This is a genomic window from Paradevosia shaoguanensis (genome assembly GCF_016801025.1).
GTDB classification, from domain to species: domain Bacteria; phylum Pseudomonadota; class Alphaproteobacteria; order Rhizobiales; family Devosiaceae; genus Paradevosia; species Paradevosia shaoguanensis.
This window is the reverse complement of the sequence record NZ_CP068983.1, coordinates 2,826,961-2,848,794: the sequence shown is the minus strand read 5'-3', so window position 1 is coordinate 2,848,794 and position 21,834 is coordinate 2,826,961. Positions and strand designations below refer to the sequence as shown.

Annotated in this window: 25 protein-coding genes; 17 read left to right on the top strand and 8 right to left on the bottom strand. The window is 64.9% G+C overall.

What is annotated here, in order from left to right:
* Positions 1 to 73 precede the first annotated feature (73 nt).
* From sseA to JNE37_RS13520, 3 genes are all read left to right on the top strand, one after another.
* A complete protein-coding gene (sseA, locus tag JNE37_RS13530) occupies positions 74 to 910 on the top strand; it encodes a 3-mercaptopyruvate sulfurtransferase (RefSeq protein ID WP_203063268.1) in 837 nt (278 codons plus the stop codon).
* Between the two features lie 157 nt (positions 911 to 1,067).
* On the top strand, positions 1,068 to 2,375 hold the full coding sequence (locus tag JNE37_RS13525) for an efflux RND transporter periplasmic adaptor subunit (protein WP_203063266.1): 1,308 nt from the start codon (positions 1,068 to 1,070) through the stop codon (positions 2,373 to 2,375).
* 12 nt (positions 2,376 to 2,387) lie between these two features.
* The gene (locus JNE37_RS13520) at positions 2,388 to 5,570 is read left to right on the top strand and encodes an efflux RND transporter permease subunit (RefSeq protein ID WP_052014944.1); all 3,183 of its coding nucleotides are present in this window, start codon (positions 2,388 to 2,390) and stop codon (positions 5,568 to 5,570) included.
* Between the two features lie 27 nt (positions 5,571 to 5,597).
* Here JNE37_RS13520 and JNE37_RS13515 read toward each other — a convergent pair whose 3' ends face one another.
* The gene (locus JNE37_RS13515) at positions 5,598 to 6,071 is read right to left on the bottom strand and encodes an ester cyclase (RefSeq protein WP_246513263.1); all 474 of its coding nucleotides are present in this window, start codon (positions 6,069 to 6,071) and stop codon (positions 5,598 to 5,600) included.
* A 182-nt stretch (positions 6,072 to 6,253) separates the two neighbouring features.
* On the opposite strand from JNE37_RS13515, the gene JNE37_RS13510 reads away from it, so the two are divergent.
* The 5 genes from JNE37_RS13510 to JNE37_RS13490 all read left to right on the top strand — a co-directional run bounded on the left by JNE37_RS13510 (position 6,254) and on the right by JNE37_RS13490 (position 8,266).
* Positions 6,254 to 6,499, top strand: a complete 246-nt coding sequence (locus tag JNE37_RS13510; RefSeq protein ID WP_182399547.1) for a hypothetical protein — start codon at positions 6,254 to 6,256, stop codon at positions 6,497 to 6,499.
* A gap of 437 nt (positions 6,500 to 6,936) precedes the next feature.
* Entirely contained in the window at positions 6,937 to 7,089 is a 153-nt protein-coding gene (locus tag JNE37_RS13505; protein ID WP_156046262.1) for a hypothetical protein, read from the top strand.
* Positions 7,090 to 7,110: 21 nt separating this feature from the next.
* Complete coding sequence (locus JNE37_RS13500; RefSeq protein WP_081840360.1) at positions 7,111 to 7,269, top strand: DUF3309 family protein; 159 nt, start codon at positions 7,111 to 7,113, stop codon at positions 7,267 to 7,269.
* A 166-nt stretch (positions 7,270 to 7,435) separates the two neighbouring features.
* A complete protein-coding gene (locus JNE37_RS13495) occupies positions 7,436 to 7,819 on the top strand; it encodes an ElaB/YgaM/YqjD family protein (protein ID WP_052014945.1) in 384 nt (127 codons plus the stop codon).
* Between the two features lie 3 nt (positions 7,820 to 7,822).
* Positions 7,823 to 8,266: a phage holin family protein gene (locus JNE37_RS13490; RefSeq protein ID WP_052152277.1), complete on the top strand. Its 444-nt coding sequence runs from the start codon at positions 7,823 to 7,825 to the stop codon at positions 8,264 to 8,266.
* A 426-nt stretch (positions 8,267 to 8,692) separates the two neighbouring features.
* Here the strand turns inward: JNE37_RS13490 and JNE37_RS13485 are convergent, their stop codons facing one another.
* Positions 8,693 to 10,201, bottom strand: coding sequence for a sensor histidine kinase (locus tag JNE37_RS13485; protein ID WP_203063264.1), 1,509 nt, complete (start codon positions 10,199 to 10,201; stop codon positions 8,693 to 8,695).
* A gap of 125 nt (positions 10,202 to 10,326) precedes the next feature.
* Here JNE37_RS13485 and JNE37_RS13480 point away from each other — a divergent pair, with 125 nt between their 5' ends.
* Positions 10,327 to 10,566 carry a hypothetical protein gene (locus JNE37_RS13480; RefSeq protein WP_203063261.1) on the top strand — a complete coding sequence of 80 codons (240 nt, stop codon included), beginning with the start codon at positions 10,327 to 10,329 and terminating at the stop codon, positions 10,564 to 10,566.
* On the opposite strand, the gene JNE37_RS13475 is transcribed toward JNE37_RS13480, so the two are convergent.
* Both JNE37_RS13475 and JNE37_RS13470 read right to left on the bottom strand, forming a co-directional pair.
* Positions 10,522 to 11,466: a diacylglycerol/lipid kinase family protein gene (locus JNE37_RS13475; protein ID WP_203063259.1), complete on the bottom strand. Its 945-nt coding sequence runs from the start codon at positions 11,464 to 11,466 to the stop codon at positions 10,522 to 10,524. The two genes, JNE37_RS13480 and JNE37_RS13475, sit on opposite strands and share 45 nt — an antisense overlap.
* A gap of 13 nt (positions 11,467 to 11,479) precedes the next feature.
* A complete protein-coding gene (locus JNE37_RS13470) occupies positions 11,480 to 12,244 on the bottom strand; it encodes a Crp/Fnr family transcriptional regulator (protein WP_035028665.1) in 765 nt (254 codons plus the stop codon).
* Positions 12,245 to 12,324: 80 nt separating this feature from the next.
* Here JNE37_RS13470 and JNE37_RS13465 point away from each other — a divergent pair, with 80 nt between their 5' ends.
* Positions 12,325 to 12,708 (top strand): response regulator, encoded by a 384-nt coding sequence (locus JNE37_RS13465; protein WP_203063257.1) that lies wholly within the window; start codon positions 12,325 to 12,327, stop codon positions 12,706 to 12,708.
* Here the strand turns inward: JNE37_RS13465 and JNE37_RS13460 are convergent.
* Together JNE37_RS13460 and JNE37_RS13455 are read right to left on the bottom strand one after the other, a co-directional pair.
* On the bottom strand, positions 12,689 to 13,237 hold the full coding sequence (locus JNE37_RS13460; protein WP_035028670.1) for an RNA polymerase sigma factor: 549 nt from the start codon (positions 13,235 to 13,237) through the stop codon (positions 12,689 to 12,691). The genes JNE37_RS13465 and JNE37_RS13460 overlap by 20 nt on opposite strands.
* A gap of 4 nt (positions 13,238 to 13,241) precedes the next feature.
* Entirely contained in the window at positions 13,242 to 13,448 is a 207-nt protein-coding gene (locus JNE37_RS13455) for a NepR family anti-sigma factor (protein WP_052014948.1), read from the bottom strand.
* A 149-nt stretch (positions 13,449 to 13,597) separates the two neighbouring features.
* Between JNE37_RS13455 and JNE37_RS13450 the strand changes: the two genes are divergently transcribed.
* On the top strand, positions 13,598 to 14,392 hold the full coding sequence (locus tag JNE37_RS13450) for a response regulator (RefSeq protein ID WP_035028676.1): 795 nt from the start codon (positions 13,598 to 13,600) through the stop codon (positions 14,390 to 14,392).
* A 111-nt stretch (positions 14,393 to 14,503) separates the two neighbouring features.
* Complete coding sequence (locus JNE37_RS13445) at positions 14,504 to 14,668, top strand: DUF1328 domain-containing protein (RefSeq protein ID WP_035028679.1); 165 nt, start codon at positions 14,504 to 14,506, stop codon at positions 14,666 to 14,668.
* A 77-nt stretch (positions 14,669 to 14,745) separates the two neighbouring features.
* Here JNE37_RS13445 and JNE37_RS13440 read toward each other — a convergent pair whose 3' ends face one another.
* Entirely contained in the window at positions 14,746 to 15,540 is a 795-nt protein-coding gene (locus JNE37_RS13440; RefSeq protein ID WP_203063255.1) for a YdcF family protein, read from the bottom strand.
* Between the two features lie 107 nt (positions 15,541 to 15,647).
* On the opposite strand from JNE37_RS13440, the gene JNE37_RS13435 reads away from it, so the two are divergent.
* The 5 genes from JNE37_RS13435 to JNE37_RS13415 all read left to right on the top strand — a co-directional run bounded on the left by JNE37_RS13435 (position 15,648) and on the right by JNE37_RS13415 (position 19,321).
* Positions 15,648 to 16,466: an ABC transporter ATP-binding protein gene (locus JNE37_RS13435; RefSeq protein WP_052152280.1), complete on the top strand. Its 819-nt coding sequence runs from the start codon at positions 15,648 to 15,650 to the stop codon at positions 16,464 to 16,466.
* Positions 16,467 to 16,516: 50 nt separating this feature from the next.
* Positions 16,517 to 17,266 (top strand): transporter substrate-binding domain-containing protein, encoded by a 750-nt coding sequence (locus tag JNE37_RS13430; protein ID WP_035028683.1) that lies wholly within the window; start codon positions 16,517 to 16,519, stop codon positions 17,264 to 17,266.
* A gap of 60 nt (positions 17,267 to 17,326) precedes the next feature.
* Positions 17,327 to 18,157 (top strand): ABC transporter permease subunit, encoded by an 831-nt coding sequence (locus tag JNE37_RS13425; protein WP_035028814.1) that lies wholly within the window; start codon positions 17,327 to 17,329, stop codon positions 18,155 to 18,157.
* A gap of 1 nt (position 18,158) precedes the next feature.
* A complete protein-coding gene (locus tag JNE37_RS13420) occupies positions 18,159 to 18,905 on the top strand; it encodes an ABC transporter permease subunit (protein ID WP_203063253.1) in 747 nt (248 codons plus the stop codon).
* Positions 18,906 to 19,000: 95 nt separating this feature from the next.
* Positions 19,001 to 19,321 carry a hypothetical protein gene (locus JNE37_RS13415; RefSeq protein ID WP_035028690.1) on the top strand — a complete coding sequence of 107 codons (321 nt, stop codon included), beginning with the start codon at positions 19,001 to 19,003 and terminating at the stop codon, positions 19,319 to 19,321.
* A 3-nt stretch (positions 19,322 to 19,324) separates the two neighbouring features.
* On the opposite strand, the gene JNE37_RS13410 is transcribed toward JNE37_RS13415, so the two are convergent.
* Entirely contained in the window at positions 19,325 to 21,670 is a 2,346-nt protein-coding gene (locus tag JNE37_RS13410; protein WP_203063251.1) for a putative bifunctional diguanylate cyclase/phosphodiesterase, read from the bottom strand.
* Between the last annotated feature and the right edge of the window lie 164 nt (positions 21,671 to 21,834).

The window sequence follows — 21,834 nt, the reverse complement described above, 5'->3', positions numbered from 1 at the left end:
CAAGTACTCCATCCGGCCCCTTGCATCTCCCCTCCGCGCCCCTATCCTCGCTCCACCATTGGAGTCTCCCCGTATGTCCCCTGCCCCCTTCGTCACTACCGAATGGCTTGCCGCCAACCTCCATTCGCCCTCGATCGCGCTGGTCGATGCGAGCTGGTACATGCCGGCGGCCAAGCGCGATCCGGCCGGGGAGTTCCTCCAGAGCCATCTGCCTGGGGCGGTGTTCTTCGATATCGATGGTGTAGCCGACAAGACCACCGACCTGCCGCACATGCTGCCGACGCCGGAGGATTTTGCGCGCATGGTCGGAGCGCTTGGGATCGGCAGCGACCAGACCATCGTGGTCTACGACGAAAGCGGCCTGTTCTCTGCCCCGCGGGCCTTGTGGACGTTCCGCACCATGGGTGCGCGGGATGTAAGAATCCTCGAAGGCGGCGGCGCGAAGTGGCGCGCCGAGGGCCGGCCGCTGGAAAGTGGCGAGCCGAAGATCGAGCCGCGCGTTTTCACGCCGCACTTCCATCCTGAAAATGTGCGCTCGATTGCCCAGATGCGCGACAACCTCGAAACCAGGGCCCGGAAGGTCCTGGATGCCCGCCCCGCCGGGCGGTTTGCGGGGACGGAGCCGGAGCCACGGGCCGGGATTCGCTCGGGGCATATCCCCGGCAGCGGCAATGTGCCGGTGGGCCTGCTCACCGAAAATGGCCTCCTCAAGCCGGCCGCGAACCTCCAGGCGCTCTTTGCCGAACGCGGCGTCGAACTGTCGCAGCCGATCACTACCTCGTGCGGCTCGGGCATCACCGCCTCGACCCTGGCTTTGGCACTGGAAGTGGCAGGCGCCAAGGACGTTTCGGTCTATGACGGCTCGTGGACGGAATGGGGCGGGGACGCTTCGACCCCGGTCGAAAAGTAGGCCAACGCCCGGGCTTTAACACAGCTTACCGCGATTTAACGTGCAGCGCCTTGTGGCGCTGCTACTTTTTCTACCATTCGAGTAAATCGCGGGTGGCCCGAAGGCGCCCGCCAGACGGCCGCTGTAAACGGGGCCTCCAGGAACGAGGAATACCAGCTTGCTCAAGCAACTGCTCATCACCATTGTTGTCGTGGTCCTGGCGGTTGCCGGCTACATTTTCTTCGTGCCCGGTGCGCGTGAAAATCTGGCGCGGATCGGGATCAACCTTCCCGGCGACGCCACCCAGCAGGCCGACAGCCAGACCGCAGGCGCGGGCGGACAGCCGCGCGCCGGCCAGGGCGGCCAGCAGGGCGCAGGCGGCCAGGGTGCCGGCGGCGGCCAGCGCTTCGGCGGTGGCGGCGCGCGCGCCATCACGGTGGCGACCAAGCCGGTGACCACCGCCATCATCAACAACAAGCTCACCGCCATCGGCGATGGCTCGGCCATCCATTCGGTGACGGTGACCTCGCCCTCGGGCGGCACGCTGACCGAGCTGCTTGTGGCGCCGGGCGACAGCGTCAAGTCCGGTGACGTCATCGGCCATCTCGATGCGCAGGCCGAGCAGATCGCCTTCGACAAGGCCTCGCTCGCCGCCAAGAACGCCGCCGATGCGCTGGCGCGCAGCACCGAGCTCCAGAAATCCAATTCGGTTTCGGCCGCCGCGCTGACCGCCGCGCAGCTTGCCAACGACCAGGCCGAGCTCGATTTCCGCAATGCCAAGCTGGCGCTGGATCGCCGTTCGATCGTCGCCCCGATCGCCGGCACAGTCGGCCTGATGCAGGTGACGCCGGGCAACTATCTCAACGCCAATACCCCCGTGACCACCATCGAGGACGACAGCCAGCTTCTCGTCACCTTCTGGGTGCCCGAGCGCTTCGCGCCGCTGATCACCGCCGGCATGCCGGTCGAGGCCAGCGCCACCGCCCTGCCCGGCCAGAACTTCGAGGGCAAGGTCAACGCCATTGACAACCGCGTCGACCAGGCGAGCCGCACCCTGCAGGTGCAGGCGCTCATCCCTAACGACAACAAGGCGATGCGCGCCGGCATGTCCTATTCGGTCACGCTCGGCTTCCCCGGCGAGCAATTCGCCAGCGTCGACCCGCTGGCCGTGCAATGGTCGGCCCAGGGTCCCTATGTGTGGAAGCTCGCCGACGGCAAGGTCGGCAAGGGCCTGGTGCAGATCGTCCAGCGCAACAGCGATGGCGTACTTGTTACCGGCGACGTCAAGGAAGGCGAGCAAGTGGTAACCGAAGGCGTGCTACAGCTTTCCGACGGAGCGGCCGTGCGCGTGCTGGGCCAGACCCCGCAGGGTCAGGGCGGCGACAGCCAGAACGCCGTCGCCGGCCAGGGCAATAACGGCCAGGGCGCTGAGGGCCAGGGCCGCCAGCAGCGGAACGGCCAGCCCGCAGCAGCGGCACAGCAGTAACGGGGCCTCGTCATGTCGATCCAGTCCCAGAACGAACGCGGTGGTGTCCTGGCGCAGCTCTTCGTGCGCCGCCCTGTGCTGGCCGTGGTGATCAACGCGCTGATCGTGGTCGCCGGCATCGCCGCCTTCTTCGGCGTCGAAGTGCGCGAACTGCCCAGCGTCGAGCAGCCGCAGCTTTCCATCCAGACCTCCTATTCGGGCGCCGCCGCCGAAACCGTCGACCGCGAGATCACCTCCGTGGTCGAGGGCGCAGTGGCCCGCGTGCCGGGCGTGGCCTCGATTTCCTCGAGCTCGTCCTTCGGCAATTCGCGCGTCTCCATCGGCTTCACCGACGGCACCAACCTCGACAACGCCACGTCCGACGTGCGCGACGCGCTCTCGCGCATCACCAACCGCTTCCCGGACAACGTGGACGCGCCCACCATCGTCAAGGCGGATTCCAACGCCAGCGCCATCATCCAGCTCGCCGTGACCTCGGACACGATGAGCATCGGCGACCTGACCGACCTGGTCGACAACACCATCTCCGAACGCCTCGCGGCCGTGCCCGGCGTGGCCGATGTCCAGATCTACGGCACGCAGGACAACGTCTTCCAGGTTGATATCGACCAGGTGAAGCTGGCGAGCCTGGGCCTGACGGTGGCCGATGTGCGCAGCGCGCTGTCGACCGTCGCCTTCGATACCCCGACCGGCTCGATCAACGGCGCCAACCAGAACATCAACGTGCGCGCCGTCGCCGACGTCAACACGCCCCAGGAATTCGAGAACCTCATCATCAAGGGCAAGACCCGGCTGGGCGATGTCGCCACCGTCGTCTTCGGCCCGAGCTCGGCCGCCAGCGGGCTGCGCTCGGATGGCAAGCAGGGCATCGGCCTGGGCATCATCCGCCAGGCGCAATCCAACACCGTCCAGATTTCGCAGGGCATCCACGCCGCCGTCGCCGCCTTGCAGCCGACGCTGCCGCCGGGCGTCAACGTCAAGATTTCGAGCGACGACTCCGTCTTCATCAACGGCGCCATCGAGGAAGTTCAGCGCTCGCTGATCATCGCGGTGGTCGTCGTGGTCGGCGTCATCTTCCTGTTCCTGCTGGACTGGCGCGCGACCCTCGTGCCCGCCATCTCCATGCCGGTGGCCCTGATCGGCGCCATGGCCGGCATCTACCTCGCCGGCTTCTCGATCAACATCCTCACATTGCTCGCGCTCGTGCTGGCGACGGGTCTCGTGGTGGACGACGCCATTGTCGTGCTCGAAAACATCGTCCGACGACGCGGCATGGGTATAGGTCCGCGCGCAGCCGCGGTGCTCGGCACGCAGGAAGTGTTCTTCGCCGTCATCGCGACGACGGCCACGCTCGCCGCGGTCTTCATCCCCCTCTCGTTCCTGCCCGGGCAGACGGGGCGGCTCTTCCGCGAATTCGGCTTCACCCTCGCCATGGCCGTGGGCCTCTCGGCGGTGGTGGCGCTCTCGCTCGGGCCAATGCTGGCTTCGCGCATGCTCAAGCATGCCGACGACATGCACGGCAAGACGGGCCAGCCCGGCTGGTTCCACCGCCTGCTCTCCTTCATCGGCAACCTCTTCGGCGGCTTCTACCGGCGCACGCTCCACTTCTGCCTCAACAACCCGCTGCCCGTGCTGGTCGTGGCCGTGCTCTTTGCCGCCTCGGCCTATCTCGTCTTCGGGACGCTCAAGCAGGAACTGACGCCGACCGAGGACCGCTCGGCCATCATGCTCCGCATCCAGGCGCCCAATACGGTGAGCCTCGACTTCACCCGCACCGAGATGCGCAAGATCGAAGACCTGCTCCAGCCCTACCGGGATTCCGGCGAGATCCAGTCGATCTTTTCCATCTCGGGCTTCGGCTCGAACACCAGCAGCGGCTTCATGACCCTGACGCTGGCCCCGTGGGATCAGCGCCATCGCAGCCAGCAGCAGATCATGACCGAGATCAACGGCCTGCTGACGCAGGTGCCGGGCGTGACCGCCCGCGCCATGTCGCCCAACAGCCTCGGCATCCGCGGCGGCGGCTCGGGCCTGCAGTTCGCGGTGGCCGGCAGCGACTATGGCCAGCTCTCCGACACGGCCAACAAGATCGTGGCCGAACTGCAGAAGGACCCGCGCTTCGGCCGCGTGAGCTCGAACTACGACACGACCCAGCCACAGCTGACCCTCACCATCGACCGCGAGAAGGCGGCAGCGCTCGGCATCGACATCAATGGCCTCGCCACCACCATGCAGGCCATGATCGACGGCACGAATGTCGGCGACGTCTTCATCAACGACCAGAGCTATTCGGTCACGATGATGTCGACCACCAACAAGGTCAACGATCCGGGTGATCTCGAATCGATCTTCATCAAGACGAGCGACGGCCGCTACGTGCCGATCTCGACCATCGCCACCCTCAAGGAAGCTCCGATCGCTCCCTCGCTCGGCCGCGAACAGCAGCGGCGCGCGGTCTCGATCACGGCCAGCCTCGACGGCCTGCCGCTGGGCGACGCCTACACGATGGCCCGCGACATCGCGCAGCCCCTGCTGCCGGAAGGCACGACCATCCTGCCGCTCGCCGAGGCGCGGACGCTGGGCGAATCCAACAACGGCCTCCTCATCACCTTCGGCTTCGCGCTCGTCGTGATCCTGCTGGTGCTGGCGGCGCAGTTCGAGAGCGTGTGGTCGGCGGTGATCGTGATGGCCACCGTTCCATTCGGCCTCGCCTGCGCGGTCTACGCGCTGCTGCTGACGGGCGGGACGCTCAACGTCTACAGCCAGATCGGCCTCATCCTCGTGGTGGGCATCATGGCCAAGAACGGCATCCTCATCGTCGAGTTCGCCAACCAGTTGCGCGACCGGGGCCTCTCGGTACGCGAGGCGGTGGAAGAGGCGTCCAACATCCGCCTGCGTCCGGTGCTGATGACGATGATCGCCACCGTGCTCGGCGGCCTGCCGCTGGTCATCGCCCACGGCGCCGGCGCGGAATCGCGCGCGGCCCTGGGCTGGGTGATCATTGGCGGCCTTGGCCCGGCAGCCGTCTCGACGCTCTACCTGACGCCTGTCGCCTACCTCTTCCTCGCCCGCTTCTCCAAGCCCAAGGCGGAAGAAGAGCATCGCCTCCAGCGCGAGCTGGACGAGGCGCATGCCGATGGTTCCGCCATGGAGCCGGAAGCGGCGACCGTGCTCACCGCCAAGGCGGCCGAGTAGTCCCTTCGGCCGGGGGCACTCCCCCGGCTACATCAGGCCGAGCTGCTTGTAGAAACCGAGGGCGTCGTAATAATCGCTCTGCAGCTTGATCTTGCCGTTCTCGACCTCGACGACCGAGGCGCCCAGGAAACGGAAGGCCTTGCCGGTGGCCGCCGTGCCATCGGCCCAGGCGCCGGTATTGGTGCCCGAGAATTCCCACTCGAAGACCACCTTGCCGCCTTCGGTCGCCGGCTCGTCCTTCATGATCCAGGCTGCGTCCGGTACGGCATTGAGGAAATTGTCGATGACCGCGGCCTTGGTCTGCGCCCTTCCCTGGATGGGGCGCCCGACCGAGGCGTCGTAATAGACGACATCCTCGGCGAAATAGCTCGCCGCAGCGTCTGCATCATGGGCGTTCCAGGCGGCGAGGTAGCCCTCGAGAACCGCGCGCGGACTGTCATCCGCCTGAGCCCGGGCCATACCCAGCAACAGGGCCGCACTGCCACTGGCAGCAATCATCATTCGCCGACGCATGGCGCCGATCCCCCCAACAACTGCACCATCTCTGATCGAGCCCGGACATTTCCTCAATAGCCCGCGCGATCACGTCAGGGGCGCGGGGCGAGTTCTCGACAGACTTCATCGCGCCGTTGGCTTTGCGCGCCGCAATCGCTATGGAAGCAAGACACGAAGCAGGAGTGGACATGGGTAGCCGGGCAAACAGTCAAGCAGCCGTCGAACGACGCATCCGCCGGATCGCCCAGCGCCGGGGGCTGAGCCTGCTCATCGCCCAGAAGCGCAATTCCAAGATCGAAGCGCATGGCGGCTACATGCTACGCGACGACGAAACCTTCGCGATCGTCTTCGGCAACCGGCAATACGATTTCTGCGCAGACCTGGAAGAGATCGAGGCGTGGCTGGAGAAGGACGAGGGCGAAGCCGGCGAGTGATGGGGATGGCTGGTGTTGCTTCGCGGGACGCTGGTTGGTTCTCTCACTCGGTACGCCCACCCTCTCGATCTTCCCCGGCCGCAGAGCCGGGGCCCACGGATGGCTCCACTCGGGTGGAGGGGTGCAATAGGCCCCGGGTCTTCGCCCGGGGAAGTTCCGTGGTGGGGTGAGGTTTGAGGTTTGAAGTCTGAGATCTGAGATTGAGGGTTGAGGGTTGAGGGGAGCGGTGGGAACCGCGCCTCTTTCTGCGCCCGCCTTGGCTCCCTGCCGCGCCTCCCTGCGGAAGCACCTCCACCATCACGCCCCCGCCATCACGAGAGCTTGCTAATCCGGCCATGGAACTATTGGCTTGCGCGCGCCGTTGTCTGCTCAAGGCGCGCATCATGGCGCCGATAGCTCGAAAGGCAGAGGCGGCGGTGCCGCCAGGAGGCAAAACGATGTCCGACCGCAACTCAAGCCAGTCGAAGGCCGTGGCTTACGCCCGTCGCGCAGACGAAGCGAATGCTCGGCTGATCTCATTGCTGCTGGCCATAATCCCCGCCGCTGCCATTCTCGTCGCCACGGCCACCATGCTGGCGGCGTTTTCCTGAAACAGAGACGGAGACCCAGAAATGAGCCTGGGTACAATCCTCATAATCCTGCTGATCCTCATCCTGATCGGCGCCTTCCCCTCATGGGGATATAGCCGGGGCTGGGGTTACTATCCGTCGGGCATAGTCGGGGTCATCCTCGTGGTGGTCCTCGTGCTGCTCCTGATGGGACGGATTTGAGCGCCACCTCGAAGTCCCCCTGAAACAGTGGCGTTCTTGCGGGTTAGGTCGCCCCCCGAAACCCGCACCCACCCCGGTCCCCAAGGCCGGGGTGGCTTGCTTTCCGGGGAACTTTTCCCGGTCCCGCCCGTTCTGCGCTCAGCACCGTTTCCAAGGAGAAAGCACCATGGCCAGCACCGGCGATCTCGCGCCCAGCCGCCCGACCACGACCCGTAAATCGAGCGCCAGCAACGGCGCCGCCAAGAGCGCAGCCCTGGCCAAGCGCGAGGAACATCTCGAAGAGATGGTCAATCGCCTGCAGGACGACATCAAGGCCATCGCCGCCACCCTTGCCCGCATGGGCAACGACAAGGTCTCGACCGCGACCGAAGCGGCCAAGAGCGAGGCCGACAAGATGGTGGCCAAGGGCCAGCGCATGGTGGACGACGTCTCCGCCCAGGCCGGCGAATTCGAACGCCAGCTCAAGGACACGATCCGCGAGCGCCCGCTGACCGCCGTGGCCAGCGCCGTCGGCATCGGCTTCATCCTCGCGCTCCTCGCCCGGAAGTAGCGCATGCACCTACTCGCGCAGTTCGCAACGCTGTTCGGGCTCGAAGCCGAGGCGCTGGTCGAGCGTGCCAAGGCGCAGGCGATCATCGCCGGCGCCATCGGCTTCTTCGCCCTCATCGCCGTGGCCTTCGGGCTGGTGGCGGCCTATCTCGGCCTCAGCCTCTGGATCGGCCCGATCTGGGCCGCCCTCGCCATAGCCGGCGCGGCGCTCCTCATCGCGCTCATCATCTATGCCTGGTCGCGCTCGGCCGAAGCCAGCCGCAAGCGGCGCGAGACCGAACGCCGCCGCCAGAGCGAGGCAAACAGCCTCATCACCACCGCAGCGCTGACGGCCATTCCGATGGCCCTGTCCTCACCGGCGATCCGCCGGGTGGCCATCCCGCTGGCGGCGCTGGGCGCCGTAATCTTCTTCTCGCGGCGCGAAGGAAGATCGGAGGGGGAGGAGTAGTCTCCTCTTCCCATACGCCTCGCATAGCCGCTCCTCTCCGGCGAAGGCCGGGGCCAGGGGTGATTTGGTGTGCGCGGAGGGATCTTCGGGGTGCCGGCCTTTTGCCGGGAACCTCGGGGGACAGGTGAATTCGAGCCGCTTGGAGGGGTCCGTGAAACAGTTTCACGGGGAAATCGCACTTTTTGCCTGGTTTCGAACGACGAAAATAGCGTCAAGTATCTGATATTAAATATCTTTTCTGCAACCACCCGGTCTCAAATCGTTAAATTTTGACTCAATTTCGGGTAATCTTTGCGCATCTTTCCCGGGTTTTGCGACGATTTGGAGTGCTTTTGGCCAATCCCCCTTTGACGTGCGAAACGCGCCGCGCAGAGAGGCGGCGTCGATAGGGTAACGCGGGCGGAATGGGAGGGGATAAGGTCTCCCTCAGTCGGGGAGCGGGAAGGAGATCCTGGCTTGCGCGCCTTCGGGCGGGAAGCGGAGGTCGACGGTACTGTCGAGGACCTTGGCGAGGCTCCGCTCGATGAGGCGGGCACCCAGGCCGTATTCGACCGGGCCGGCGATCTGCGGGCCGCCACTCTCGCGCCAGGTGAGATCGACCCGCCGCGGCCGACCCGGCCGCAACGCCCATTCGACGGCGACATGGCCGCCCGGAACGCTCAGTGCTCCGAAGCGGATGGCGTTGGAGACGAGCTCGTTGAGGATGATGCCCAGCCCGAGCGCATGATCGGGCGGCAGCGAAATGTCGGGGCCGGAAATACGGAAGCGCTCGCCGAAATCGAACTGCTCGCCCACCTGCATCTGCACCAGATCGGCAAGCGCCACCCCCTCCCAGTCGCGATCGGAAAGCACCGCGTGGGAATCCGACAGCGCGCGCAGGCGTCCGGAAAAGGCATCGATGAAGGCCTTGGGGTCGGGGCTCTGCCGCAGGGTCTGGCGAGCCAACGACTGGATCATGGCCAGCGTGTTCTTGACCCGGTGATTGAGTTCGAGCAGCAGCAGGCGCTGGTGCTCGGCGGCCTCGCGGGTATCGGTGACGTCAAGATGGATGCCCATCATCACCAGCGGCTTACCGGCGCCATCGCGTTGATAGACCCTGCCCCGGCCGACGATCCACCGCCCGGTGCCCAGCACACGGAATTCGGCGTGATAATCCTGCCCCTCCTCGAACGCGCCCTGGATGGAGACATCGACCATCTCGCGATCGTCGGGATGAATCTTGTCGAGAAAGGCCTGGCCGGTGACATGCCGCTCGCCTTCGAGCCCGAACATGGCGCGCATGATATCGTTGATGACGACCTCGTCGCTGCGCAGGTCCCAGACCCAGCTACCGACCTGCCCGGCTTCGAGCGTGAGAGCGTGGCGCCATTCCTCGCGGGTAAGCGCGGCAGCCGTACGGGCGCTGACGCGGGCCTCGTGCTTGAGCTCGAAGCAGGAGCCGATGAGCGCGGCTATGTCGCCGAGCTGACTGAGCTGGGCTTCGCCGGGCGCAAGGCCGAGCCGGGGCGAGAGCACGCAGAGCGCGCCGACGCGCTGGCCACGGACGAGAACGGGCACGGCAACGAAGGAACGGACGCAGGGAAGATCGAGGACGATGGGGTCGGAGGCGAAGCGTTGGTCGCGTACGGCATCCGGAACGACGAGTGACGCGCCCGGCTCGGCAATGGCGTGGGCGGAAAAGGTGAGGCCAGCGGCGTGCGTCCAGGTGGAGACGTCAAGGCCATGGGCGGCGCGGATCTGCTGGCCCTCGGGGCCGACAATGCCGAGAAATGCCTGAGCCTCGCCCAGCGCACCGGCGGCGAGGCGGGTCAACCGATCGAGATCGGAATCGTTTTCGGTTTCCAACACCGAAAGCGCCGCGAGCGCAGTGCGGCGGTTTTCGTTTTCGACGGCCTGCCGGACCGATCCAGGCAGCGACCGGATGGCAGTTGTCACCACAAGTCCATGCTTCTATGTGCCCCAAACACGCGCCAAAACGCATTACCGCCGGCATGGTTCCGTATTATTTTCAGAATCCTCCCATGGGGTTAAGCTCGGGCGATCAAGAAGGGGAAGTCATCATGCCCGAACCCGGTGTCAGGGAAGCCGTAGACCAGATCCTTTCGGACCAATCGCTGCCCAAGGCGCAGAAGGTGGCCAAGCTCCGCCAGCTCGAGGCGGATGCGCTCGCCAAGCAGCGCGGCGGCACCGAGGGCCTGGAGCCCAACCGCCCCGATGACGGCGAAGAGCTGCGCTCCATCGAACGCGCGCTGATGTCATTGGGGGAGGCCGCCATCGACCAGGGCCCCGCTTCGCTCTAGCGAGCCGACGGGCACGACCACGGTCAGCGCCGCCGGATGGATCTTGAGCTCGACCCTGGGCTCGAGCGGAATGAGTTCGCCATCGATGACGGCCTGCGCCGAGCGCTTGCGCCTGGGAAAGGTCAGCACGACCTCGCGTACTTCCTGCTCGGAAACGTCCGGGTGGGTGCGCCAATGGCCGAAGAGCACGGCGACCATGAGCTTGGCTAGCGCCCATTCGGACATCGGCTTGGCGACATAGACGCCCAGCACGCCGCGATCATGGGTATCGGCATAGGGAATGTGCCAGTCCCCGACCGGATTGTTGGAAATCTCGATGCCCGAGGCCTCCCACTTTTCGAGGCCGTGCGAGGTCTGCACCTCGGCGACGAAACGCGGCGGGCGCAGGATCGTGGCGCCGACGGCGCGCACGCTGGCCAGCATCTTGCCGATACGGCTGTGATAGGTGAGCCCGTCGCGGATACGCACGAGCCGGGCATGAACGCCGACGCCGAACTGGTGGACGAAGGGCCGGCCATTGGCGGTGGCGATATCGGCGCGCCCGAACTGGCCGCTGGCCAGGGTTTCGAGGGCATCGGACAGCGCGAGCGGAATGCCGAGCGTGCGGGCGAAAAGGTTCATGGTGCCTGCGGGCAGCACCGCGAGCGGCTTGCCGGTGCGGAAGGCGACTTCGGCGGCGGTCGAGATGGTGCCGTCCCCACCTCCGGCGAGCAGCACATCGACGCCCTCCTCGTCGGCTGCGACTTCGAGCGCCTCGGTGACTTCGCCGCCGGCCACCACGCGGCAATCGATGGTGTGGCCGTGCCGGGCGAAAACGGCGATGGCTTCCTGGCGGAAGGCGGCCATGTCGGTGGTGCGGAAGGTTCCGCCATTCTTGTTGAGGACGGCGACGAAATGCACTTCAGGCCCTCCCTCAGATCAGCGGCCGGGTGCCTTCCGGCAGGCCCGACCATCCGGCGATTTCCTTGAGTTTTGCGACGTCGAGAACTTCGCAGGCGCGGTCATGCCAGCGGATGAGGCTGGCCGCGGCGAGCTTGCGCAGTGTCTTGTTGGTATGGACGATCGAAAGACCCAGCGTATCGGCGACATGCTGCTGGGTGATGGGGATAAGAAGCCGCCCGGTCTGGCGCGCCATGGTCGCCCGCGCCCGCTCGTGGATGAAGGCGAGGAGATAGGCGGCACGCTCGATGGCGGTGCGACGGCCGAGGCTCAAGAGGTTCTCGTCGAGCATGCGCTCTTCGCGCGAGGCCAGCCAGGTGACGTCGAACCCGAGGCCGGGATGGTGGCGGAAAAGCTGCGGCAGGCGGCTGCGCTGGAAGATGCAGAAAACGGCGGGCGACAGCGCCTCGACCGAATGCTGCATTTCGCCCAGGACCGAACCCTGCAGGCCGACAAGATCGCCGGGCAGCAGGTAGTTGAGGATCTGGCGGCGACCGTCCTCCAGCGTCTTGTAGCGGAAGGCCCAGCCGGAAAGGAGCGTGAAGAGATGGGCGCTATGCGCACCCTCGATGAGGATGGCGGCGCCCGGCTCGACTACCAGCTCGCCCGTCTTGAAGCTCGAGACGAACTTGAGCTCGGGATCGGTGAATTCGCGGAAATGCGGGAGGGGGCGCAGCGGGCATTGCTCGCAGGGAACCTGCCGGGCCGTCGAGGGAGCTTTCGTCACCCAGGCCTCCATGGTTCGGCACATGTCATAGTTAAATGACGTGGGGCGCCGTGAGCATCATTGTCCAGACCCCAAAACAATGGAACAGCGTCATGCTCCGTGGAAAGCGCCTTCTGGTGGTCGAAGAGGAATTTCTCGTCGCCATCGACATCCAGCACGTTCTCGAGGCCGCAAATGTCGAGGAAACCAGGGTCGCCCGCTCGCTTGCCGAAGCCGCCGAACTGCGCGAGCAGTTTTCCGACTACGATATCGCGGTGGTGCAGATACCCGACCACGGCAGCGAACCGATTCCGGTGGTGAGCGATATGGAGGCGGCCGGCATCGCGGTGGTGCTGACCTCCTTCGATGCCGGTTTCGGCGCCGGGTATCCCGGTCACCCCGGGATACCGGTCGTTGTCAAGCCCTTCGTCAACAACGAACTCGTGCTGGCCTGCCATGATGCGCGTGCGCGGCGCGTCACAGATTATGAGTCATGACCTGGGACGATACCGCGTCGGGCCCGAAATCGGCCTCGCCGGAAATCTGCAGCATTTCCTGGAGCCGGGCGCGAGCGCGGCTGACGCGGCTCTTCATGGTGCCGATGGCGCAATCGCAAATCTCGGCGGCTTCTTCATAGGAGAAGCCCGAGGCCCCGATGAGGATCAGCGCTTCGCGCTGGTCGTCGGGCAGCCGGTCGAGCGCCTTCTTGAAATCCTGCATGTCCATCGCGCCATACTGGCTCGGATGCACGGAGAGCCTGTCGGTGAAGACGCCGTCGACGTCCTGCACCTCGCGGCCGCGCTTGCGCATCTGGCTGTAGAACTCGTTGCGCAGGATCGTGAAGAGCCAAGCCTTGATATTGGTGCCGAGTGCGAAGCTGTCCTGCTTGGCCCAGGCCTTGAGCACGGTATCCTGGACGAGGTCGTCCGCCCGGTCGTGCCGACCGGCAAGGGACACCGCGAAAGCGCGCAGGCTGGGCAACGTGGCGAGAAGCTCTCGCTTGAAAGAGAGTTCGGGAGCGGTCATGCCGTTATTTCCCCTGCGAATTCTTTTGCTGCGTCTCGGCCTGATCCAGCCTGTCAAGCAGATCGAGCAGCTCTGCGGGAATGCCTTCGTCCTGCACGGCGCCATAGAGCGCCCGCAATCGGGCCCCGATATCGGTGTTCGGGCCGAGCCCGTCGTCCACCTGGCCATTACGCACGCGGCCCTGTGCCCGTGTCGAGCTCTTTTCTTTCATAATCATTGCCCTGACCGTCTATTCTATTCGAGTGTAGAGGCATCAATGTATGTAGGCCAAAAAAGTTCCATCGCCCGCGGAACGAGTTAGCGCCCTGACGCGTTCCATCGGACATCAAGGACCAAAGCGCGATCGGGGAGACCATTGCCATGACCCTTTCAACGCGGATTGCACCGCACCTACCCTACCTGCGGCGCTTCGCGAGAGCGACCACCGGGTCGCAAGCCTCAGGTGACGCCTATGTAGCAGCTACTCTGGAAGCCCTGATCGGCGACACGTCGCTCTTTCCCGAGGCGACGAACGACCGTATCGCTCTTTACAAGCTCTTTTCGGCGCTGTTTTCGTCTTCGGACGTTTCCATTCCCGACGCCGCCTCCTCTCCCATCTGGGAACAGACCGCAGCGATGAACCTGGCAGCCCTGGCGCCGGTTCCCCGGCAGGCCTTCCTGCTCGTCTCGGTCGAAGGCTTCAGCAATGACGAAGCCGCCGAGGTATTGGGCGTCAGCATCGAGGAATTCCAGTCTCTGGTCGAGGAAGCCTCGATCGAGATTTCCCGGCAGGTGGCCACCGACATCCTCATCATCGAGGACGAGCCGCTCATTGCCATGGATATCGAGCAGCTGGTCGAAAGCCTCGGGCACAACGTGGTGGGCATTGCCCGCACGCACCGCGAGGCGGTGGCGCAGTTCGCCAAGACCCAGCCCAAGATGATCCTTGCCGACATCCAGCTGGCCGACGGCTCATCGGGCATCGATGCGGTTAACGACATTCTCAACACCCATTCGGTGCCAGTGATCTTCATCACCGCCTTCCCCGAGCGGCTGCTGACCGGCGAACGGCCGGAACCGACCTTCCTCGTGACCAAGCCGTTCAACCCGGACATGGTCAAGGCGCTGATCAGCCAGGCGCTGTTCTTCAACGAAGGTTCGCGCGCCGCGGCGTGACCTCAAGCGCATATCCGATACGAGGCCGGGCCCAGCGCCCGGCCTTTTTCGTTGGAACCGGCAGCCGGCGAAAGCGTTGATATTGCGGTACAAAAAGAAGGAGCTGCGAAAATGCTCTACTACGCTTTGGTCTTCCTGGTGATCGCCCTCGTGGCCGGCGTCCTCGGCTTCGGCGGTATTGCCGGCGCCGCAACGGGGATCGCCCAGATCCTGTTCTTCCTGTTCCTCGCCCTGCTGCTGATCTCGGTGATCGTGGGGCTGGTCAGGCGCGTCTAGCCGGAACGGCCGCTGCCCCACACAGCACGCCATCCAGGCTCGGACGGCCTCATCGCAAGATGGGGCCGTCTTTCGTTTCAGGGTGCCGGAAAGAGCGCGTCGGTGCGCCCGGTGAGGTTGTAGACGAGAAGGCCCACCCATTCCTTGATCGCGACCGATGCGGTGTTGATGTTGAAGGAGGGCTCGGCCAGCTCGAGCCCGAAGCCGGGATTGCGCACGGCGCGATAATCGACCGGCCAGGGCACGACATCGAGCCCGGCCTGCCGGAAGATGCCCATGGAGCGCGGCATGTGGAAGGCCGAGGTGACGAGCAGCACGGACTGGCCGGGCGCGACATCGACCAGCGCCTTGGTGAACTCGACATTCTCCGCCGTATTGCGGGACTCGCCCTCGAAGACCAGGCGCTCCTCGGGGATGCCGAACCCGGCATAGAAGCGCCGGGCGATCTCGGCGTCGGATTCGGACGGCTGGAACGGGTTGCCCACCCCGCCGGTGACGATGATCTTTGCCTGCGGATAGACCTGCGCCAGGCGGAGCGCCTCGACGAACCGGTCGCCGGAATCGCGCAGCTCCGCGATGCCCCGCTCACCGCTGACGACGCCGCCGAAACCACCGCCCAGGACGATCACCGCCCCGACATTTTCAGGGGCGGTCGCGGGCCTTGAAAAACGGTCCTCCAAAGGCGCGATCAGCAGGGCGCCGAGCGTGGTGAAGGCAAAGAGGCCGAGCACCAGCAGCGCACCGATGGAGAAGCCGATGCCGGTACGCCGCCAGCCGCGCCAATAGGCCAGCAAACCCGCCAAAATCAGCAGGAAAATCAAGGACAGCGGCTGGACCAGCAGCCAGAAAATCTTGGAGACCAGGAAGAACATGGCGCAACGAATAACCGATGCGCCGGGATGGCGAAAGCAAGGAGGCGACTTTCCGCTTGCTATCTTTGCAAGTTCTGCTTTGCTGCCCGCAGCATGCACAGGTCTCGATGATAAGCTCAATTTCCACCGCAGCGGCGGCAGAGGCGCCCAGTAACGACAGAAGGCCGGTCATCGAACTGCATGACTTGCACAAGTCTTTTGGATCGCTGGAAGTTCTCAAGGGAATTTCGCTCACTGCCCGCCGCGGCGAAGTCATTTCGCTGATCGGCTCGTCCGGCTCGGGCAAATCCACCCTGCTGCGCTGCATCAACATGCTCGAAGTGCCCGACCGTGGCACGGTCTCGATCGACGGCGAGGTCATCGACCTGGCCGGCGACGCGCCGCACCGGCACCCCGCCAGCGAAACCCAGCTCCGCCGCATCCGCTCCGAACTCGGCATGGTCTTCCAGTCGTTCAACCTGTGGAGCCACATGTCCATCATCGAGAACGTGATGGAAGCGCCGATCCACGTGCAGAAGCGCGAGCGCGAGGACGTGCGCAGCCAGGCGCTGGCCCTGCTCGACAAGGTCGGCATCGCCAGCAAGGCAGACAATTACCCATCCCAGCTTTCAGGCGGGCAGCAGCAGCGCGCGGCCATCGCACGCGCACTCTGCATCAACCCCAAGGTGATGCTGTTCGACGAACCGACCTCGGCGCTCGACCCCGAGCTCGAGGGCGAAGTGCTGCGGGTCATCAAGCTCCTTGCCGACGAGGGCTCGACGATGATCCTGGTCACCCACGACATGAAATTCGCCAGGGAAGTGTCCGACCGCGTCGTCTTCCTGCACCAGGGCCTCATCGAGGAAACCGGCACGGTGGACGAAGTCTTCGGGAACACCAAGTCGGCGCGCCTAAAACAGTTTCTCAGCGCGGCCGGCCACGGCTAGCGGGAAAGCAAGAACCAACAAGAAGAAGTCATTCCGGGAGATATTTAGACATGAAGAAGCTACTTCTCGCCGCCGCAGCGCTCCTGGCGCTTTCCGGCGCCGCCAATGCCCAGACGGTCCGCATGGGCACCGAAGCCGCCTATGCCCCGTGGAATTTTCTCGACGATTCCGGCAAGCCCGCCGGCTACGACGTCGATGTCGGCAATGAGTTGTGCAAGCGCGCCAACCTCGAATGCACCTGGGTGGCCAATGAATGGGACACCATCATTTCCAACCTCGTTGCCGGCAATTACGACGCGATCGTTGCCGCCATGTCGATCACCGACGAGCGCAAGCAGACGATCGATTTCTCGGACGCCTATTACCCGCCCGATCCGTCGCGCTACGTGACCAATGCCGGCGCCAATTTCGACTTCGCGGCGCTCAAGGGCGTCAAGCTCGGCGTGCAGGGCGGCACCATCCAGGCAGCCTATGCCGAAGCCAATCTCAAGGATGGCAACACCATCCAGTCCTATGCCACCTATGACCAGGCAATGGCCGACCTCGCCGCGGGCAACCTCGACGTGGTGCTGGCCGACGGCCCCTATCTCGACCCGATCGTCTCCGCCTCCAACGGGGCCGTGGTCTTTGCGGGCCCGGAAGTCTCGATCGGCGAAGGCTACGGCATCGGCCTGCGCAAGGGCGACGCCGACCTCAAGGACAAGCTGAACGCCGCGCTCGAAGCCGCCAAGGCCGACGGCACCATCGACACGCTCATCGCCAAGTGGTTCCCGGGCAAGGGGCCGTTCTACAAGAAGTAAGCCGATTTCGCGGGCGGGCCTTCGGGTCCGCCTGCCTTCGGCCGCGCGATGCTCGACCTCATGCCACAATGGCTCCGGGACGGACTGGGCGATGACGTCCTGTTCTGGCTCGGCTATCTGACCAACGGCAAGCACCTGGCCTGGTACGCCAGCGTGCAGTTCACGCTGTTTGCCGCCGTGGCCGGTGCTCTCGTGGCGCTGGTGATGGGGCTTCTGGGCGCGACGCTACGCAATTCGCGCTTCCTGCCGTTGCGCCTTCTCGGCATGGCCTATACGAACATGGTGCGCGGCATTCCCGACGTGCTGTTCTTCATCTTCTTCCCGCTCGCCTTCGAGCAGGGCGTGGAATGGGTGCTCAGCCGCACCATGTGCTCGGCCGAAGAGATCGCGACGGCGACGCTCTGGCCGCCCTGCCCGGCGGCGAACCTCCATTTCAATACCTTCGAATATCTGCTGCTGGCCTCGGTTTCGCTCGGCATCGTCTATGGCGCCTTCACCGCCAATGTCATCTTCGGCGCCATGCATTCGGTGCCGCCCGGCCAGATCGAGGCGGCGCGCGCCTTCGGCATGTCTGAAGCCCAGGTCAACTGGCGCATCCGCATCCGGCAGATGTGGATTTACGCCCTGCCCGGCCTCTCCAACGTCTGGATGCTGCTGATCAAGTCGACCTCGCTCCTCTCGCTGCTGCAGATCACCGATATCGTGCGCTGGGCCGATAGCCTGGGTGCGCCCAACTTCCTGCCGACGGCGGGCCTCGTCCATCCCGACTGGCGCTGGCGCTATTACCTCGTGCTCCTCGTCTTCTACATCCTCCTGACCTTCCTCTCGGAAAAGGGCTTTGCGGCCCTGCGCCGCCGGGCGGGTCGCGGCATGATCAGCGTGGAGGGCTAGGATGGACTGGTTCCTGACGCCCGTGCTGGGCGACATCGCGATCCTGGCGCGGCCGGCGCTCTTCAATGTCTATTTCGCCCTCGCCTCGATCCCCATCGGCTTCGTGGCGGCCGTGTTCATGGCCTTGGGAAAGGCCTCGAGCAACCGGCTGATTTCGGGCTTCTGCCAAGGCTATATCTACGTCTTCCGCGGCTCGCCCTTCTTCATCCAGCTCTTCATGTTCTATTCGGTGGCGCTGGCGCTCAACCTCTCGGTGTGGAAGCCGCTGGGCATCGACTGGCTGGTGCTGCACCCGCTCTTCATGGGCCCGGCGATCCTGGCGCTCAACACCACCGCCTATACGGCCGAGATATTCCACGGCGCGCTGCTGACCGTGCCCAAGGGTGAGGTCGAGGCGGCGCGAGCCTTCGGCATGAGCCGCGGACGCCAGTTCCGCGCCGTGATCTGGCCCCACCTCATCCGCATCGCCTGGCCCGCCTATACCAACGAAGTGGTGTTCCTGTTCCACGCCACGGCGCTGGTCTATTTCACGCTGCCGGTGATCGACGACCAGAAGGACCTGATGAACAAGGCCAGCGAACTCTTCCGGCGCGACTACAACGCCTTCCTCCACTTCTCTGTGGCGGCGCTCTACTTTCTCGCCATCTCGCTGGTGATCTTCTACCTCTTCGGCCTCATCTACCGGCAGATGACCCGGCACATGCCGCAGCGCCAGCGGATCGCCTTCAAGCCAAGATGGTTGGGATAAATACGAGATCGTCCATTTGGGCGATGCCGAATCTCGTTAACTTCTGATTAGGTTGAAAAAACGATGGGCATCGGTTGGGGGGCCGCCGAGAGCGCATGCATTCAGACAAAGCGAAGTATTGCACCTACGTTCTGTGGCTGAGCGGCTGCTCGCGACAGACCATTGCGGGTTGGACAGGGCTGGCGGAAAGCCAGGTGCGGGGCATCGTGTCCCGCTCGCCCTGGCACAATCGGACAAGCATTCCGCGCGAGGAGCGGCAGCGCCTGCTCCAGGATTATCGCGCCGTGCGCTTCAACGGCGACGGCACGGCGATCGATGGCGGCCTGCTGGACCGGCACGACTGGGTGCCACGCGACGAGGGCTATTATCTCCAGCCCCAGTCATCCTACCGCCAGCAACGCTCGGTCAACGCCTGAGGCTCAGCCCGCCGCCGAGAGGCCGGCAATGACGTGCTGGGCTTCGAGCCGCACGTCTTCGGCGCGGCTGCGGACCTGCGTGAGCAGGTAATGCGGTAGCCCGATGGCATCGAGCGGCTTGGCGAAATAGAAGCCCTGCAGCTGATAGAACAGCATCTCGCTGATGAACTCGGCCTGCTCGCGCGTCTCGATACCCTCGGCGGTGATGCGCAGCTTCAGCGTCTTGCCGATCGAGGCGATGGCGCGCAGCAGGTCACGCGCCACCGGATCGTGCGGGGCGGCTTCGATCAGCGAATGATCGATCTTGACCTTGTCGAAGGCGAATTTGAGCAGGTAGGCGAGGCTGGAATAGCCGGTGCCGAAATCGTCGAGAGCGATCCGGATACCGAGGTCGCGCAGCTCGTTGAGCTTGACGAGGACGGCGTCGATATCGTCGACCAGCAGCGCCTCGGTGACTTCGAGCTCGAGGCGCTCGGGCGCGAGGCCCGAGACTGAAAGGGCGTGGCGCACGACGGCGGCGATATCCGCTTCGCGGAAGTGCCGCACCGAGAGATTGACCGACACCGTGAGATCGTCGGGCCAGTTGGCGGCGGCGCGGCAGGCCTGCTCGATGGTCCAGTTGCCGATTTCGATGATCTGGCCGTTCTGCTCGGCCATGGGGATGAATTCGCTCGGCAGGATCACGCCGCGGATCGGATGGTGCCAGCGGATGAGCGCCTCGAAGCCCATGGGCTGGCGGTCGATGGCCGATACCAGCGGCTGGTAGTGCAGCATCAATTCACCGGCACCCAGCGCCTCGCGCAGCTCTTCCTCCAGCGCCCGGCGCTTGCGCTCTTCCTCGTCCATGCGGGACTCGAAGAAGCGGAAGGCAGAGCGGCCGTCGGCCTTGGCGCGATAGAGCGCCATGTCGGCATTGCGCAGCATCTCGTCGGCGGTGGAGCCGTCGTCGGGCGCGAGAGCGAGGCCGACGCTGCCGCCGATGGTGATTGTGTCGCCATCGATATCGAAGGGCCGCTTGATGCTCTCGACAATGCGCGAAGCGATGGCCGCGCACATGTCGCGGGCGCAATCGGTGGTGAGCAGCACTGCGAACTCGTCGCCACCGAGGCGCGCGGCGATATCGGTTTCGCGCAGCACGTCGTGGATGCGGGCGGCAACCTGGATCAGGAGGCGATCGCCGAAGAGATGGCCGCGGCTGTCATTGACCGCCTTGAACTCGTCGAGGTCGATATAGAGCAGCGCGAACGGTGAGCCGTAGCGCGCGAGGCGCGAGACGCAGAGCCCGAGATGCTCGGAGAACTTGGCGCGGTTGAGGAGACCCGTGAGCGCATCGCGATGGGCGAGCGCGGTCATCTGCTCCTCGGCGGCGCGACGGGCGGAGATGTCGGTGACGGTGCCGACATAGCCGACATAATCGCCGCGATGATCGAAGATCGGCTTGCCGCTCAGGCGCCACCAGCATTGCGCCCCGCCGGCGGTGACGCGCAGCTCGACATCGGCAAAGGTCTCCCGTCCCTCGAAATCGCGTTCGAGCTGGGCCATCAGCGTATCGTTGGGCGGCGCGATGCAGTGGAGGAAATGCACGAAATCGGCGCCGATCAGATCCTCGGGCGGCAGGCCCGTGGCGGAGGTGAAGCCCTTCGAGACATTGTCGATCCGCCCCTCCCTGTCGAAGCCCCAGACCCAGTCGGACGCCGTGGCCTCGAATTCCTTGAGGAGGAGCGCGATGATTTCCTTCTTCTCGTCGACCTGGCTGCGCGAGGCCCGGTATTGCACGAAGGCGCGCCCATGGCGCAGCGCCATGGCCAGCATGACGACGACGAAACAGCCCAGCAGCAGGGTCTGCACCCACATTTCGAGCGGATCGCTGAGCCGCGCCACCGAGATGGTCGCGCCGATGGCCAGCGGCAGCAGGAAAGCGGCGACGCCCTGCGGCAGGTTGCAGAGGGCGAGGGCGGAAATGCTCATCATGCCGCCCACCCCGATGATGGCGGCGGCGCGGACAGAGGGCTCGGCAATGGGCAGGAGGTTTGGCGCGATGCCCCACAGGGCGCCGCTGAGGAAGCAGCAGAGGAGGATCAGCACCATGTTGGTGCGCGCGGAGAGGCGCAGCCGCGGCACCTCGTGATCGCGCCACCAGATGTAGAAACAGGCCCCGTAGAGCATGTTGACGACGATCGCCCACCAGAAAACGACATCGAAGGCAGGCTTGCCGTAAGTAACGAAGAGAAAAACCGCGGACGTCAGCAGCGTGCCGACAAAAAGCAGCGGCCCCATATGGGTGATGACGCGCAGATGCTCTGCAAGAAGCTGCTGGCGGACGTGCGGTTTTAAACTATCGGCACCCATGACCCGGTCGATCGATCTTTCGACCCGACCTACGACGCGCCCCACACCTGCCCAAAGCCCTTGTGCCATATCGGTATTAGTGACGTCTTGGCACTTAATTTTACGTATGCGCTAATCCGTACAAATTTCCGCGTTTTGTTGCTGCAATACCAGCAAAATACGAC